This is a genomic window from Nocardia cyriacigeorgica NBRC 100375 (genome assembly GCF_000308555.1).
In the GTDB taxonomy this organism is placed as follows: domain Bacteria; phylum Actinomycetota; class Actinomycetes; order Mycobacteriales; family Mycobacteriaceae; genus Nocardia; species Nocardia cyriacigeorgica.
On record NZ_BAFY01000089.1, the window covers coordinates 1 to 14,685 of the forward strand.

General features: G+C 70.4%; 10 protein-coding genes and 1 pseudogene. All 11 read left to right on the forward strand.

Features of this window, described 5'->3' with window-relative positions; genetic code table 11:
* Window positions 1-148 precede the first annotated feature (148 nt).
* The gene (locus RJ05_RS08680; RefSeq protein ID WP_169332949.1) at window positions 149-2,023 is read left to right on the forward strand and encodes a peptidoglycan D,D-transpeptidase FtsI family protein; all 1,875 of its coding nucleotides are present in this window, start codon (window positions 149-151) and stop codon (window positions 2,021-2,023) included.
* 168 nt (window positions 2,024-2,191) lie between these two features.
* On the forward strand, window positions 2,192-3,778 hold the full coding sequence (locus tag RJ05_RS08685; RefSeq protein ID WP_036535321.1) for a UDP-N-acetylmuramoyl-L-alanyl-D-glutamate--2,6-diaminopimelate ligase: 1,587 nt from the start codon (window positions 2,192-2,194) through the stop codon (window positions 3,776-3,778).
* Window positions 3,775-5,367, forward strand: coding sequence for a UDP-N-acetylmuramoyl-tripeptide--D-alanyl-D-alanine ligase (locus tag RJ05_RS08690; RefSeq protein ID WP_036535323.1), 1,593 nt, complete (start codon window positions 3,775-3,777; stop codon window positions 5,365-5,367). The genes RJ05_RS08685 and RJ05_RS08690 overlap by 4 nt, the downstream gene beginning before the upstream one ends.
* Window positions 5,364-6,440, forward strand: coding sequence for a phospho-N-acetylmuramoyl-pentapeptide-transferase (mraY, locus tag RJ05_RS08695; RefSeq protein ID WP_014350122.1), 1,077 nt, complete (start codon window positions 5,364-5,366; stop codon window positions 6,438-6,440). The genes RJ05_RS08690 and mraY overlap by 4 nt, the downstream gene beginning before the upstream one ends.
* 49 nt (window positions 6,441-6,489) lie before the next feature.
* Complete coding sequence (murD, locus tag RJ05_RS08700) at window positions 6,490-7,932, forward strand: UDP-N-acetylmuramoyl-L-alanine--D-glutamate ligase (RefSeq protein WP_036535327.1); 1,443 nt, start codon at window positions 6,490-6,492, stop codon at window positions 7,930-7,932.
* On the forward strand, window positions 7,929-9,374 hold the full coding sequence (gene ftsW / locus RJ05_RS08705; RefSeq protein WP_036535329.1) for a putative lipid II flippase FtsW: 1,446 nt from the start codon (window positions 7,929-7,931) through the stop codon (window positions 9,372-9,374). Before murD ends, ftsW begins: the two co-directional genes overlap by 4 nt.
* A 125-nt stretch (window positions 9,375-9,499) precedes the next feature.
* A complete protein-coding gene (gene murG / locus RJ05_RS08710) occupies window positions 9,500-10,546 on the forward strand; it encodes an undecaprenyldiphospho-muramoylpentapeptide beta-N-acetylglucosaminyltransferase (RefSeq protein ID WP_228828783.1) in 1,047 nt (348 codons plus the stop codon).
* A complete protein-coding gene (murC, locus tag RJ05_RS08715; protein WP_051016361.1) occupies window positions 10,543-12,048 on the forward strand; it encodes a UDP-N-acetylmuramate--L-alanine ligase in 1,506 nt (501 codons plus the stop codon). The genes murG and murC overlap by 4 nt, the downstream gene beginning before the upstream one ends.
* Window positions 12,049-12,054: 6 nt before the next feature.
* The gene (locus tag RJ05_RS08720) at window positions 12,055-12,747 is read left to right on the forward strand and encodes a cell division protein FtsQ/DivIB (protein ID WP_081597236.1); all 693 of its coding nucleotides are present in this window, start codon (window positions 12,055-12,057) and stop codon (window positions 12,745-12,747) included.
* Window positions 12,748-13,111: 364 nt separating this feature from the next.
* Window positions 13,112-14,353, forward strand: coding sequence for a cell division protein FtsZ (gene ftsZ / locus RJ05_RS08725; protein WP_036535332.1), 1,242 nt, complete (start codon window positions 13,112-13,114; stop codon window positions 14,351-14,353).
* 59 nt (window positions 14,354-14,412) lie between these two features.
* A pseudogene (locus tag RJ05_RS08730) lies at window positions 14,413-14,685 on the forward strand (laccase domain-containing protein); the annotation flags it as partial.

Consider the following 14,685-nt stretch of genomic DNA (forward strand, 5'->3'; position numbering starts at 1 on the left):
CCCCGGCGTCCGCGCACATACCCGGGCAGGCCGCGGCCTCGGTCCCCGCTGCCGAATCCGCCCCCGCCGCACCGGCTCTCATCGAGAATGCACCTGGTCAACCCGCCGTCGCGCCCACCGCGCGCCCGAGCGCGGGCGAGGCCGCACGATGAGGCGGACCGGACCCGCGAAGCGGCGGCGCGGGCCGGTGAACAGACGCAGACCGGCGGCGCCGCAGCTGGACCGGCCGGTGCGCATGCGGTTGGGGGCGGGACGGATCGCGATGCTCGGCGCGCTCGCCGTCGTCGCGATCCAATTGCTGTGGGTGCAGAGCATTTCCGCGCCGGGGCTGTCGGCGCAGGCGGCCAGCCAGCGCACCGCGCACTGGGTGGACGAGGCCATGCGCGGGCCCATCACCGACCGCAACGGTAAGGCGCTCGCGTTCACCGTCACCGCCAAGGAGTTGCACTTCCAACCGGTCAAGGTGCGCAAGGATCTGGCCGAGGCCAAGGCCAAGGACGATTCCGCGCCCGACCCCGAGCAGCGGCTGCGCGATATCGCCGCCACCATTCACGAAAAGCTCGGCGACAAGGGGCCCAGCGAGAAGAAGCTGCTCGAGCTGCTCAACAGCGACGAGCAGTTCGTATATCTGGCCCGCAATGTCGATCCGCGCATCGCCGCCGAGATCGTCGTCGAGTTCAAGGAGGTCGGCGCCGACTCACAGAACCCGCGCGAGTACCCGGGCGGGTCGCTGGCCGCCAACATCATCGGCGCCACCGGGTGGGACGGCCACGGCCAGATCGGGCTGGAATCGTCGATGGATTCGGTGCTCGCCGGCACTGACGGTTCGCACACCTACGACCGCGGCGCCGATGGCGCGGTGATCCCAGGCAGCTGGCGCGACCGGGTGCCCGCGGTCAACGGCTACGGCGTCGAACTCACCCTCGACTCGGACCTGCAGTACTACGTCCAGCAGCAGGTGCAGCAGGCCAAGGACCTGTCGGGCGCGCAATCGGCCTCGGCGGTGGTGCTCGACGCCAAAACCGGCCAGGTGCTGGCCATGGCCAACGACAACACTTTCAATCCGTCGCTGGGACCAGAACATTGGAAGCCGGAGGCGCTGGACAACCCGTCGGTGACCCACGCGTTCGAGCCCGGCTCGGTGAACAAGATCGTCACCGCCGCGGCCGCCATCGAATACGGCCTCACCGACCCCGACGAGGTCCATCAGGTGCCGGGCCAGATCCATATGGCCGGGGTCACCGTCGGCGATGCCTGGGAACACGGCGTCGCGCCCTACACCACCACGGGGATCTTCGGAAAGTCGTCCAACGTGGGCACGCTGATGCTCGCCCAACGCGTCGGTGAGGACCGTTTCGCCGATATGCTCACCCGGTTCGGCCTGGGCCAGCGCACCGGCGTCGGTCTGCCCGGGGAGAGCCCGGGTCTGCTGCCCGCGCGCGATCAGTGGTCCGGCGGTACCTTCGCGAACCTGCCGATCGGGCAGGGCCTTTCGATGACGACCCTGCAGATGACCGGCATGTACCAGGCCATCGCCAATGACGGTCTGCGGATCCCGCCGCGCATCGTGCGGGCCAAGGTCGCCCCCGACGGCACCCGCACCGAGGAACCGACCCCCGAGGGTGTGCGGGTGGTCAGCCCGCAGACGGCGCAGACCCTGCGCACCATGTTCCAGGCGGTCGTGCAGAAAGACCCGATGGGCGTGCAGATGGGTACCGGTGTCCCCGCCGCGGTCGAGGGCTACCGGATCGCGGGTAAGACCGGTACCGCGCAGAAGGTCGACCCGGCCTGTGGCTGCTATTCGACCTCGTCGTACTGGATCACCTTCGCCGGGATGGCACCGGCCGACGACCCGCGCTATGTCATGGGCATGATGCTCGACGCCCCGGTCCGCAGCGCCGACGGCAGCGGTGGCCAGTCCGCGGCACCGCTGTTCCACAACATCGCCTCCTGGGCGTTGCAGCGCGACCGCATCCCGCCCTCCATCGAGCCTGCCAGGCGTTTCGTGCTGCAGGCCTCGTGAGTTCATGCCACTGTCCACCACCGCTGGACCTGCCGCTTCCGCTGTCGCGGTGGGCCGGCCCGGACGCGGCGGACCCGAATCCGTGAACCGCGTTGCCCGCCCGGAAGCAGGCGTCGGTAACCTGACTCGTCGTCGGTGTACGCACCACAAATCGCAGAGAGGAACCTTGTGCCCGCGCAGTCCAGCCAGCACGCGCTACGACCGGCCGAGCCGACGTCGTCGACGCTGCCCGACCTGCTGGATCTGACCGGCGCCGAGCTGCGCTCGGACCTGCCGTCCGGCCTGGTGATCACCGGTATCGAACAGCGTTCGGACGCGGTCGTCCCCGGTGATCTGTTCGCCGGGCTGCCCGGCTCCAAGGCGCACGGCGCGCGGTTCGCCCGCGCCGCCGTCGAGCGTGGTGCGGTGGCGGTGTTCACCGATGCCGAAGGCGCCGAGCTGGCCGGTGAGCTGGGTGTGCCGGTGCTGGTGCGGGAACGCCCGCGCGAGGTGCTCGGCGAGCTGTCCGCCGCGATCTACGGTCATCCCTCGGATCGGCTGCGCATCGTCGGTATCACCGGCACCTCCGGCAAGACCACCACCTCGTATCTGGTGGAGGCCGGGCTGGCCGCGGCCGGGCTGTCCACCGCGTTGATCGGCACCATCGAGACCCGCATCGGCGGACGCCGGGTGCCGAGCGCGCTCACCACGCCGGAGGCGCCGCAGCTGCACGCGATGTTCGCGCTGATGGTGGAGCAGGGCGTGGACGCGGTGGTGATGGAGGTGTCCAGCCATGCGCTGGCCCTGGGCCGGGTCGACGGCGTGCGGTTCGCGGTGGGCGGGTTCACCAACCTGTCCCAGGACCACCTGGATTTCCACGCCGACTTCGAAGACTACTTCGCCGCCAAGCGCAGGCTGTTCGAGCCGCAGTCGCCGGTGGCCGCGCGCACCTCGGTGATCTGCGTCGACGACGAATGGGGCAGGCGCCTGGCCGACGGGCTGGACGCGCCGATCACCGTCGCCACCACCGGCGCCGCCGACTGGCAGGTCGCGGGCCAGGTGCGCACCCAGGGCGGCGAACAGGAGTTCACCGCGGCGGGACCGCACGGCGAAACCGATGTGCGCCTGCGGCTTCCGGGCCGCTACAACGTCGCCAACGGGCTGCTCGCGCTGGCGGTGTGCGCGGCGGCGGGCGTCGAGCCCGCCCTGGCCGCGCCCGCCCTGGCCACCGTCGACGTGCCCGGACGGATGCAGCGGGTGGAGCGCGGTCAGGATTTCCTCGCACTGGTCGACTACGCGCACAAACCGGCCGCGATCGAATCGGTGATCGCCACGCTGCGTGCGCATCTGGCCGAGGCCGGCGCGGGCGGCAGGCTCGCGGTGGTGGTCGGTGCGGGCGGCGACCGCGATGCGGGCAAACGGACGCTGATGGGCGCGGCCGGTGCGCGCGGCGCCGATCTGCTGATCATCACCGACGACAATCCGCGCACCGAGGATCCGGCGGCCATCCGGGCCGCCCTGCGCGCAGGCGCGCTCGGTGTGCCGGAATCCGAACGCGGCGAGGTCCGCGAGATCGGCGACCGGGCCGCCGCCATCGACGCGGCGGTGGCCTGGGCCCGCGCCGGCGACGTGGTGCTGGTGGCGGGCAAGGGACACGAGGCAGGGCAGGAGATCCACGGGGTGAAGCACCCGTTCGACGACCGCGAGGTGCTCGCGGTCGCGATACAGCAGCGAAGTCCGCAGGGTTCGGACGCGGAGGACTTGACGGTTTCATGATCGAGATGACACTGCGGGATATCGCGGACGTCGTCGGCGGCACGCTGCACGACGTCGCGGACCCGGAGGTGACGGTGACCGGTTCGGTCGAATTCGACTCGCGCAGAATCGGTCCCGGAGATGTGTTCCTCGCCCTCCCGGGTGAGCGCGCCGACGGCCATGATTACGCGGCGGCCGCGGTCGAGGCCGGTGCGGTCGCCGTGCTGGCGGCGCGTCCGGTGGGGGTGCCGGCGATCGTGGTCGCGCCGAGTCCAGGGACGCTGCCCGCGAATTCGGCTTTGGTGGCAGGCGATACCGACGGTTCCGGCGCGGCGGTGCTGTCGGCGCTGGCGAAGCTGGCGCGCGCGAGCGTCGAACGGCTGGCCGCGGCGGGAGCGACGGGCCCGGAGGCGGCAGCGGAGCGTCACCACGCAGGGCCCCGAGACCGTCGCAAAGCGGACACAGCCGCAGGCGGTTTGACCGTCGTCGGCGTCACCGGATCGTCCGGTAAGACCTCAACCAAGGATCTGCTGGCGGCGGTATTGGCGCCGATGGGCCCGGTGGTGGCGCCGCCCGGCTCGTTCAACAACGAACTCGGCCATCCCTGGACGGCCCTGCGTGCCGATGAGTCGACCCGCTTCCTGGTGCTGGAGCTGTCGGCGCGCGGTGTCGGTCATATCGCCGCGCTCACCGAGATCGCCCCGCCGACCATCGGCGTCGTGCTCAATGTCGGCACCGCCCACCTCGGCGAGTTCGGCAGCCGCGAGGCGATCGCCAAGGCCAAGGGCGAACTCGTCGAGGCACTGCCCGCCACCGGCCTCGCCGTGCTGAACGCCGACGATCAGCAGGTCGCGGCCATGGCCGCGCGCACCGACGCCCGGGTGGTGATGGTCGGCCAGGCCGAACGCGCCGAGATCCGCGCCACCGACATCGTCCTCGACGACGAGGCCAGGGCGCAGTTCACCTTGCACACCCCGGTCGGTAGCGCCCGGGTGCGGCTGTCGGTGCACGGCGAACACCAGGTCGGCAACGCGTTGTCGGCGGTGGCCGTTGCCCTGGAGTGCGGCGCCGACCTCGACACCATCGTCGCGGCGCTCTCCGGTGCCCGCGCCGCCTCGGCCCGCCGGATGGATGTGCGCACCACCGACGACGGCGTCACCGTCGTCAACGACTCCTACAACGCCAACCCGGATTCGGTGCGGGCGGCGCTCAAGGCGCTGGTCACCATGTCCAAGGCAGGTGACGCCCCGCGACGCAGCTGGGCGGTGCTCGGTGAGATGGCCGAACTCGGCGAGGAATCGGTGATCGAACACGATGCCATCGGACGCCTCGCGGTGCGGCTGGATGTGGACCGGCTGGTCGTGGTCGGCACCGGACGGCCCTCCCGGGCGATGCATCAGGGCGCGGTGATGGAAGGCTCTTGGGGCGAGGAATCGGTCCTCGTTCCCGATATCGGCGCGGCGATCGCGCTGCTCGGCGATGCGGTCGAGCCGGGTGATGTGGTGCTGGTCAAGGCGTCGCAGTCGGTCGGTCTGTGGGCCGTCGCCGAGCATCTGACCGGCGATACGCGCCCGGATGGACGCAGGGGTAGCGCGGAGGCAGTGCGATGAGACAGATTCTGTTCGCGGCGGGGATCGCGCTGGCGGTGTCGATTCTCTTGACGCCCCTGCTGATCAAGATGTTCGCCAAGCAGGGCTTCGGCCAGGAGATCCGGGTCGACGGCCCGGCCAGCCATCAGGCCAAGCGCGGCACGCCGACCATGGGCGGTGTCGCCATCATCATCGGTATGTGGGCCGGCTACCTCGGCTCGCATCTGATCGGCATCGGCTACGACGCCGAAGGCCCGTCGGCCTCGGCGCTGCTGGTGCTCGGCCTGGCCACGGCACTGGGCGCGGTCGGTTTCGTCGACGACTTCATCAAGATCCGCAAGGGCCGCAATCTCGGGCTGACGGCTGCCGGTAAATACATCGGTCAGCTCACCGCGGCGGTGGTCTTCGGTGTACTGGCGTTGCAGTTCCGCGGCGACAGCGGCCTGACCCCGGCGAGCAGGCATCTGTCCTATGTCCGCGACATCACCACGGTGTCGATGGGCGTGATCGTGTTCCTCGCCTTCGTCTGCCTGCTGGTGGTGGCCTGGTCGAACGCGGTCAACCTCACCGACGGCCTCGACGGTCTGGCCGCGGGATCGATGAGCCTGGTCCTCGGCGGGTACGTGATCATCACGTTCTGGCAGTACTACCACGCCTGCGAGACCAAGCCGGAGACCGGCTGCTACAACGTGCGCGACCCGCTGGACCTGGCACTGGTGTGCGCCGCGGGTGCGGCCGCGTGCATGGGCTTCCTGTGGTGGAACGCGGCGCCGGCCAAGATCTTCATGGGCGATACCGGCTCGCTGGCGCTGGGCGGTCTGCTCGCGGGCCTGTCCATCACCACCCGCACCGAGCTGCTGATGGTGGTCATCGGCGCGCTGTTCGTCGCCGAGGCGGCGTCGGTGGTGTTGCAGGTGGCGGTGTTCCGCACCACCCGCAACCGGTTGTTCAAGATGGCGCCGTTCCATCACCATTTCGAGTTGAGCAAATGGGCGGAGACGACGGTGATCATCCGGTTCTGGTTGCTGGCCGCGATGGCCTCCGCGGTCGGACTCGGCCTGTTCTACAGCGAATACCTCTCCGCGGTCGGGTGAGCTGACAATGGTCGAACATTCTCCGCGGGCCCTGCGTTCACCGGGCCCCATGCTCGAATTCCTGCGTGGCCGTGAGGTGCTCGTGGCCGGCTGGGGCCTGTCCGGGCGCTCGCTGATCGAGCCGCTGCAGGACATCGGCGCCAAACCGGTCGTCACCGATGGCGGTGCCAAGGCGCTGGCCGAGGCCGCCGAACTCGGCCTCGAGGTCGCCACCTGCGCCGAACTCGAACACGCCGACTGGAGCCGATTCGCGCTGGTGATCACCAGTCCCGGCTGGCGCCCGGACTCGCCGGTGCTGGTGTCGGCGGTGTCGGAAGGCATTCCGGTCTGGGGCGATGTGGAGTTCGCGTGGTGGGTCGATCAGGCCCGCATCTACGGCGAAATCCGCAAATGGCTGGTGGTGACCGGAACCAACGGCAAGACCACCACCACCAACATGGTGCATTCGATCCTGCGCGCGGCCGGCATCCCCAGCGTGGCCTGCGGCAATATCGGACTGCCGATCCTGGACGCGCTGCGCCGCAATCCGGGTCCGCAGGTGCTCGCGGTGGAACTGTCGTCGTTCCAGCTGCATTGGGCGCCGTCGGTGCGGCCGGAGGCCGGGGTGGTGCTCAATGTCGCCGAGGATCACCTCGACTGGCACGGCGGGCTCGACGCCTATGCCGCGGCCAAGGCGCGGGCGCTGGTCGGCCGGGTCGGTGTGGTCGGCCTCGACGATCCGGTGGCCGCCTCGCTGGCCCGCAAATCCAAGGCCAAACGCACCGTGGGGTTCCGGGTCGGCGTTCCCGCCGACGGTGAGCTCGGCGTGGTCGACGGCAAACTGCTCGACCGCGCCTTCACCAAGGCCGCGATCCTGGCCGAGACCAAGGAGATCAGCCCGCCCGGCCCGGCCGGTGTCGCCGACGCCCTCGCCGCCGCCGCACTGACCAGGGCCATCGACGTCGCCCCGCAGTTCGTGCGCGAGGGCCTGGTCGAGCACAAGGTCGGCCCGCACCGGGCGGCGTTCGTGCGCGAGGTGGGCGGCGTCGAATTCATCGACGATTCCAAGGCGACCAATCCGCATGCCGCGCGGTCGTCGATCCTGGCGCATCCGCAGGTGGTGTGGGTGGCCGGCGGCCAGCTCAAGGGCGCAGGCGTGGAGGACCTCATCGAAGAAGTCGCCGACCGACTGGTCGGGGCCGTGCTGATCGGCACCGACGTCGAGGTGATCGCGTCCGCGTTGGCGCGACACGCGCCCGAAGTCCCCGTGGTGGAGCTGGCCTCGGGAGACTATGCAGACATGGGTGACGATGATGCGAGCAGAGCCCGCGCCGACGAGGTGATGGCACAGGCGGTGCGCGCGGCGGCCGGACTGGCGCGCCGCGGCGACACCGTGCTGCTGGCCCCGGCCGCGGCCTCGCTGGACATGTTCGCCGATTACACCCATCGTGGCCGTAGCTTCGCCGCCGCGGTGCACACCCTGGAGGACGGGGACATCGGGCGGCGGCTGTGACCCCCGCGCGGGCTCCGCGGCCGGGCACGCGCTTCGGCGTCTGGCTGGCGCGTCCGCTGGCCTCGTTCCACCTCGTCGTCACCATCGCCACCCTGCTCACCGTGCTCGGCCTGGTGATGGTGCTGTCGGCGTCGAGCGTGGAGGCCTACGCCGACGGCGGATCGGCGTATTCGCTGTTCGTCCAGCAGGCGGTGTACGCCGCGCTCGGTGCGGTGCTGTTCTATCTGGCGTTGCGGATTCCGCTGCGCCGGCTGCGTCAGCTGTCGTTCCCGGCGTTCGCGCTGTCGGTGCTCGCGCTGGTGCTGGTGTTGATTCCCGGCATCGGCGCGCAGGTCAACGGTGCCCGCCGCTGGATCGATCTCGGCGTGTTCTCGGTGCAGCCCTCGGAGATCGTCAAGTTGACGCTGGTGGTGTGGGGCGCGCATCTGCTGGCCTCGCGCCGCTCCGAGCACGCCGCGCTCAAGGACATCCTGGTGCCACTGGTGCCCGCCGGCCTGCTGGTGTGTCTGCTGATCGTGTTGCAGCCCAACCTGTCCACCACCATCGCCGTCGGCATCGTGCTCGCGGCACTGCTGTGGTTCGGTGGGCTGCCGGTGCGGCTGTTCGTGACGATCGCGATCTCCGGCGTCATCGCCGCCGGCGTGCTCGCGCTGTCGGCCGGCTACCGCTCCGACCGCATGCGCGCCTTCTTCAACCCGGGCGACGATCCGCAGGGCATCAACTATCAGGCCATGCAGGCCAAGTTCTCCCTCGCCGACGGCGGCATCTGGGGGCGCGGGCTGGGCCAGAGCCGGGCCAAATGGAACTATCTGCCCAATTCCCACAACGACTTCATCTTCGCCATCATCGGCGAGGAACTCGGCTTCCTCGGCTGCGCGCTGGTGCTCGGGCTGTTCGCGTTGTTCGTCTACACCGGACTGCGGATCGCCGCCCGCTCGGCCGACCCGTTCCTGCGGCTGCTGACCGCGACGGCGACCACCTGGATCACCGGGCAGGCGCTGATCAATATCGGCTACGTCGTCGGGCTGCTGCCGGTGACCGGCCTGCAGCTGCCACTGGTCTCGGCCGGTGGGTCCTCGCTGGCGATCACGCTGCTGATGTTCGGCATCATCGCCAATGCCGCCCGGCACGAACCGGAGGCGGTCGCGGCCTTGCACGCGGGCCAGGACGGCCGATTCAGTAGATTGCTTCGACTGCCCAAACCGGAGGTGTACGCACCGGCGAAGGCCGAGGCGGCCAGGGCAAGGTCGGCCGCTCGGGCCAAGCCGGGCCAGCGTGGCGGTCCGCCGCCGGCGCGCAGGTCACGCACCGGCGGGCAACGCGATACCGAACCGCGGCGGCGCTCGGCGCAGAGCCGCGGCACCAGCTCCGCGCGCGCGACCCGCGCCTGGGAGCCGAACTATCCGGTCACACACGCGAGAGAACGAGGAAGATCCAGGTGAGTGCAAGCCAGTCCGCGAACGAGAACACCGCGGTGAGCGGGGCGCCCCGCACCTCGGACGCGCATGGGAAGGCACTCTCGGTGGTCGTCGCCGGTGGCGGCACCGCGGGCCATATCGAACCGGCCATGGCGGTGGCCGACGCCCTGCGCCGCCTGGACCCGTCGATCCGGGTGACCGCGCTCGGCACCGCCCGCGGCCTCGAGACGACGCTGGTGCCCGAGCGCGGCTACCCGCTGGAGCTGATCCCGCCGGTGCCGCTGCCACGCAAGCTCAGCGCCGATCTGCTGCGTCTGCCCGCACGGGTGCGCGCGTCGGTGGCCGCCGCCCGTTCCGTCATCGACGCGGTCGACGCCGATGTGATCATCGGTTTCGGCGGCTATGTGGCGCTGCCGGCCTATCTGGCCGCCGGTCGCGGCGCCCTGCGGCGCCGGCGCGCGGTGCCGGTGGTGGTGCACGAGGCCAACGCCAAGGCCGGGATCGCCAATAAGGTCGGCGCGCGGGTCGCGGCCAGGGTGCTGGCCGCGGTGCCGGATTCCGGGCTGGCCGGCGCCGAGGTCATCGGCATCCCGGTGCGCTCGGCCATCACCTCGCTGGACCGGTCCGCGCTGCGCGCGCAGGCCCGCGACCACTTCGGCCTGCCGGCCGAGGGCCCGGTACTGCTGGTGTTCGGCGGATCCCAGGGGGCGCGCACCCTCAACGAGGCGGTCTCGGGTGCGGCGAAGGAGCTGGCCACCGCCGGTATCTCGGTGCTGCACGCGCACGGCCCGAAAAACACCCTGGAGTTGCCGCCGGGCACGTCGTCGGCGCCCTATGTGGCGGTGCCGTATCTTTCCCGGATGGATCTGGCCTACGCCGCCGCCGACGCGGTGGTCTGCCGCTCCGGCGCGATGACGGTCGCGGAGGTGTCCGCGGTCGGGCTGCCCGCGGTGTATGTGCCGCTGCCGCACGGCAACGGCGAGCAGGAGCTCAACGCCCGCCCCGTCGTCGCCGCGGGTGGTGGCACAATTGTGGCCGACTCCCAGCTGACGCCCTCCTACGTGATCGATGAGGTGATTGCCCTGCTCACGGACCCCGCACGGCTGACCGAGATGGGCCGCGCCGCCGCAGGTGCCGGACATCGTGACGCCGCGGACGAGGTTGCCCGCATCGCCGTCCGGGTGGCGGGCCGATGACCGGGGAAGCGAGCAGCGTCGACGCGCGGGCGGCCCTGCCGCCCCTGCTCGAACGGGTGCACATGGTCGGCATCGGCGGCGCCGGAATGTCGGGCATCGCCCGAATCCTGCTCTCCCGCGGCGGCGCGGTGTCGGGCTCGGATGCCAAGGAGAGCCGCGGTGTGCTCGCGCTGCGCGCCCGCGGCGCCCAGGTGCGCATCGGCCATGACGCCAGTGCGCTGGATCTGCTGCCCGGCGGCCCGACCGTCGTGGTGACCACCTACGCCGCGATTCCCAAGACCAATCCCGAACTGGTCGAGGCGAACCGGCGCGATATCCCGGTGCTGCTGCGCCCGGCCGTGCTGGCCTCGCTGATGAGCGGGCACCGCACGCTGCTGGTGTCGGGCACCCACGGCAAGACCTCCACCACCTCGATGCTGATCGTGGCGTTGCAGCACTGCGGCGTCGACCCCTCCTTCGCGGTGGGCGGCGAGCTCAACGAGGCGGGCACCAACGCCCACCACGGCAGCGGCGACATCTTCGTCGCCGAGGCCGACGAGAGCGACGGCTCGCTGCTGCAGTACGACCCCGACGTCGCCGTGGTCACCAATATCGAATCCGATCACCTGGACTACTTCGGCTCCGACGAGGCCTACACCCAGGTCTTCGACGATTTCGCCGATCGCCTCGGGCCCGGCGGCCTGCTGGTGGTGTGCCTCGACGACCCCGGTTCGCGGGCGCTGGCCGAGCGTATCGGTGACCGCCTGGCCGACAAGGGCGTGCGGGTCCTCGGCTACGGTTCCGGCGATCTGAGTGATGCGCCGGTGCCGGTCGGGGTCCGGTTGCACAGCTGGGAGCCGCGCGATGTCGGGGGATTGGCGCAATTCCAGCTCGACGGCGAGTCCACGCCGCGCACCCTGCGGTTGTCGGTACCCGGCAGGCATATGGCGCTCAACGCGCTGGCCGCGCTGCTGGCCGCGCGTGCCACCGGCGCCGATCTCGACGAGATCATCCAGGGCCTGGAGGGCTTCGGCGGGGTGCACCGCCGGTTCCAGTTCGTCGGCCGGGAGAACGGCGTGCGGGTCTTCGACGATTACGCCCACCATCCCACCGAGGTGCGCGCGGTGCTCGGCGCCGCCGCGGCCCTGGTCGAACAGGAAGCCGCCGACGGCGCGCGTTCACGGCGCGGCCGGGTGATCGTGGTGTTCCAGCCGCATCTCTACAGCCGCACCGCGACCTTCGCCAAGGAGTTCGGCGCCGCGCTCGGCCTGGCCGACGAGGTGGTCGTGCTCGACGTCTACGGCGCCCGCGAGGAGCCGCTGCCCGGCGTCAACGGCGCGCTGGTGGCCCAGTCGGTCACCACACCGGTGCATTACCAACCCGATATGTCCCGGGTCGGACGGCAGGTGGCGGGGCTGGCACTGCCCGGCGACGTGGTGATCACCATGGGCGCCGGCGATGTCACCATGCTCGGCAGCCAGATCCTCGACGGCCTACGCGCGCGTCCGCAGTTCGGGCGGTGAGCGCGGGTGCGGTCCGGGGCCGAGCTGTTCGGTGCGCGTCGATGGCGCCGGATCCGGCTGTGGGGATTGCCCGCGGTGTGCCTGCTGATCACCGTGATCGTCGTGGCCTGGTTCACGCCGCTGCTGTCGGTGCGGACGGTGCAGATCCAGGGGCTGTCGGCGGTGCCGGAGGACCGGGTGCGGGAGTTACTCGAGATTCCGGACGGGCAGTCGATGCTGCGCATCGATACCGCCGCCATGGCCGCGCGGGTGGCGAGCATCCCGAAGGTGGGCTCGGTGCGGGTGCAGCGCTCGTTCCCGTCGACGGTGCGGGTGACGATCACCGAGCGCGCGCCGGTGCTGTTCTATACCAGCGAACTCGGTGCGCATCTGCTCGATGCCGAGAGTGTCGAGTACGCGATCGAGCCGCCGCCGATCGGTGTGCCGGAATTGACGGCCGAGCATCCCGGCAGCGCGGACCCGGGCACCCGGGCCGCGGTCGCGGTGGTGACGGCATTGCCGCCGGCGCTGAGAGTGCAGGTGGGCGAGGTTGCGGTACGGTCGATTTCGGATATTTCGCTGCGGCTGCGCGATGGCCGCACGGTACTGTGGGGCGGGGCCGACGATGCCGAACGCAAGGTGGCGGTGGTCGGTCCGCTGCTGACCCGCCCCGGCACGGTGTTCGACGTGTCCAGCCCCGATCTGGTGACGGTAAAATGATCGAAGTCCATCGAACTCGGCGTGATACCCCTTGTGTCCGGCGAGTTTTCGGTGGCGGTCCGGGAGGCGTCCCCGCAACGGGATTCCCGCCGGGGGGCAACCGACCACGATACGACGTCCGGCGTCTCGGCACGAGCGGGATCACACAAGATTCTGATTCTCGTCTCGGCGCGCCTGCGCGCGGATCGCGTCGGCTGCGAATAGCGTTCGGCACCAGTCGGATACTTGACATAACGCCAACCCTATGGTTGAGGTTTAGGGTTTGCTCGAATCGCGGACCGCTGGGAGACACGGCCCGGCCGACGCGGCTCGGTGCCGAGCATCCGGAAACGACAGGCTTTGGATCGAAGGAAGGCGAGAGCCCATGACGCCCCCGCACAACTACCTTGCAGTGATCAAGGTCGTCGGTATCGGCGGCGGCGGCGTGAACGCCGTCAACCGGATGATCGAACAGGGACTCAAGGGAGTCGAGTTCATCGCGGTCAACACCGACGCCCAGGCGCTGCTGATGAGTGATGCCGACGTCAAGCTCGACGTCGGCCGCGAACTCACCCGTGGCCTCGGCGCCGGCGCCGATCCCGAAGTCGGCCGCAAGGCCGCCGAGGATCACAAGGACGAGATCGAAGAGGTGCTCAAGGGCGCCGACATGGTCTTCGTCACCGCGGGCGAGGGCGGTGGCACCGGTACCGGTGGCGCCCCTGTCGTCGCCAGCATCGCCCGCAAGCTCGGCGCGCTCACGATCGGTGTGGTCACCCGCCCGTTCTCCTTCGAGGGCAAGCGGCGCGGCAACCAGGCCGAAGTCGGCATCAATATGCTGCGCGAATCCTGCGACACCCTGATCGTCATCCCGAACGACCGGCTGCTGCAGCTCGGCGACGCGGCGGTGAGCCTGATGGACGCCTTCCGCTCCGCCGACGAGGTGCTGCTCAACGGTGTCCAGGGCATCACCGACCTGATCACCACCCCGGGTCTGATCAACGTCGACTTCGCCGATGTCAAGAGCGTCATGTCCGGTGCGGGCAGCGCGCTGATGGGTATCGGCTCGTCACGGGGTGAGGGCAGATCGGTGAAGGCGGCCGAGGCGGCGATCAACTCGCCGCTGCTGGAAGCCTCGATGGATGGTGCGCACGGCGTGCTGCTGTCGATCGCGGGCGGCTCGGATCTGGGTCTGTTCGAGATCAACGAGGCGGCCTCGCTGGTGCAGGAGGCCGCGCACATCGAGGCCAACATCATCTTCGGTACCGTCATCGACGATTCGCTCGGCGACGAAGTGCGCGTCACCGTCATTGCGGCGGGATTCGACGGCGGCGGACCGGCCAGGCGCACCTTCGACCCGGCCACCACCCGCGGCACCATCGGCGCGGGCCGGGCCGGCGAGATCGGCCAGAGCCGCAGCACCGAATCGAGTTCGCGTCCGGCGGAGAGCCCGGCCGCCGCCACCTCGAGCAGCGTGAGCAGGGGACCGGCGCCGAGCTACCGCGACGAACGGCCCCGTCCGGCAGCCGATCCCATCGCAAGCCACACCGGCCGTTCGCACACTCCGCCGCCGGACACCGGCGACGATGACGACGATGATGTCGACGTGCCGTCGTTCATGCGACGCTGATCACCCCCGCGCACCCGCGCTGACCGGCGCATAGGCAAGAGCCGACTAGGCTCGACGCCATGACATCGGTTTCGGTTCGCACGGTCCGGCGAGTGGTCACGACGAGGGCCGGCGGCTTCTCCGCCGCACCGTACGACTCGTTCAATCTCGGCGACCATGTCGGTGACGATCCGCAGGCCGTGCGCCGCAACCGCGAGCGGCTCGCCGAGACCATCGGCCTGCCGTCGCAGCGGCTGGTCTGGGATGGAACAGATCCACAGCCGCAATGTCGAGATCGTCGACGGACCACGCACCGAACCGGTACCGGCCACCGACGCGCTGGTGACCACCGT

Excerpts from the sequence above, each read along its gene's own strand:
- RJ05_RS08680 (WP_169332949.1), top strand. The coding sequence starts at position 149 with ATGAGGCGGACCGGACCCGCGAAGCGGCGGCGCGGGCCGGTGAACAGA.
- ftsZ (WP_036535332.1), top strand. The coding sequence starts at position 13,112 with ATGACGCCCCCGCACAACTACCTTGCAGTGATCAAGGTCGTCGGTATC.
- RJ05_RS08690 (WP_036535323.1), top strand. The coding sequence starts at position 3,775 with ATGATCGAGATGACACTGCGGGATATCGCGGACGTCGTCGGCGGCACG.
- murC (WP_051016361.1), top strand. The coding sequence starts at position 10,543 with ATGACCGGGGAAGCGAGCAGCGTCGACGCGCGGGCGGCCCTGCCGCCC.
- murG (WP_228828783.1), top strand. The coding sequence starts at position 9,500 with ATGGCGGTGGCCGACGCCCTGCGCCGCCTGGACCCGTCGATCCGGGTG.
- mraY (WP_014350122.1), top strand. The coding sequence starts at position 5,364 with ATGAGACAGATTCTGTTCGCGGCGGGGATCGCGCTGGCGGTGTCGATT.
- murD (WP_036535327.1), top strand. The coding sequence starts at position 6,490 with ATGCTCGAATTCCTGCGTGGCCGTGAGGTGCTCGTGGCCGGCTGGGGC.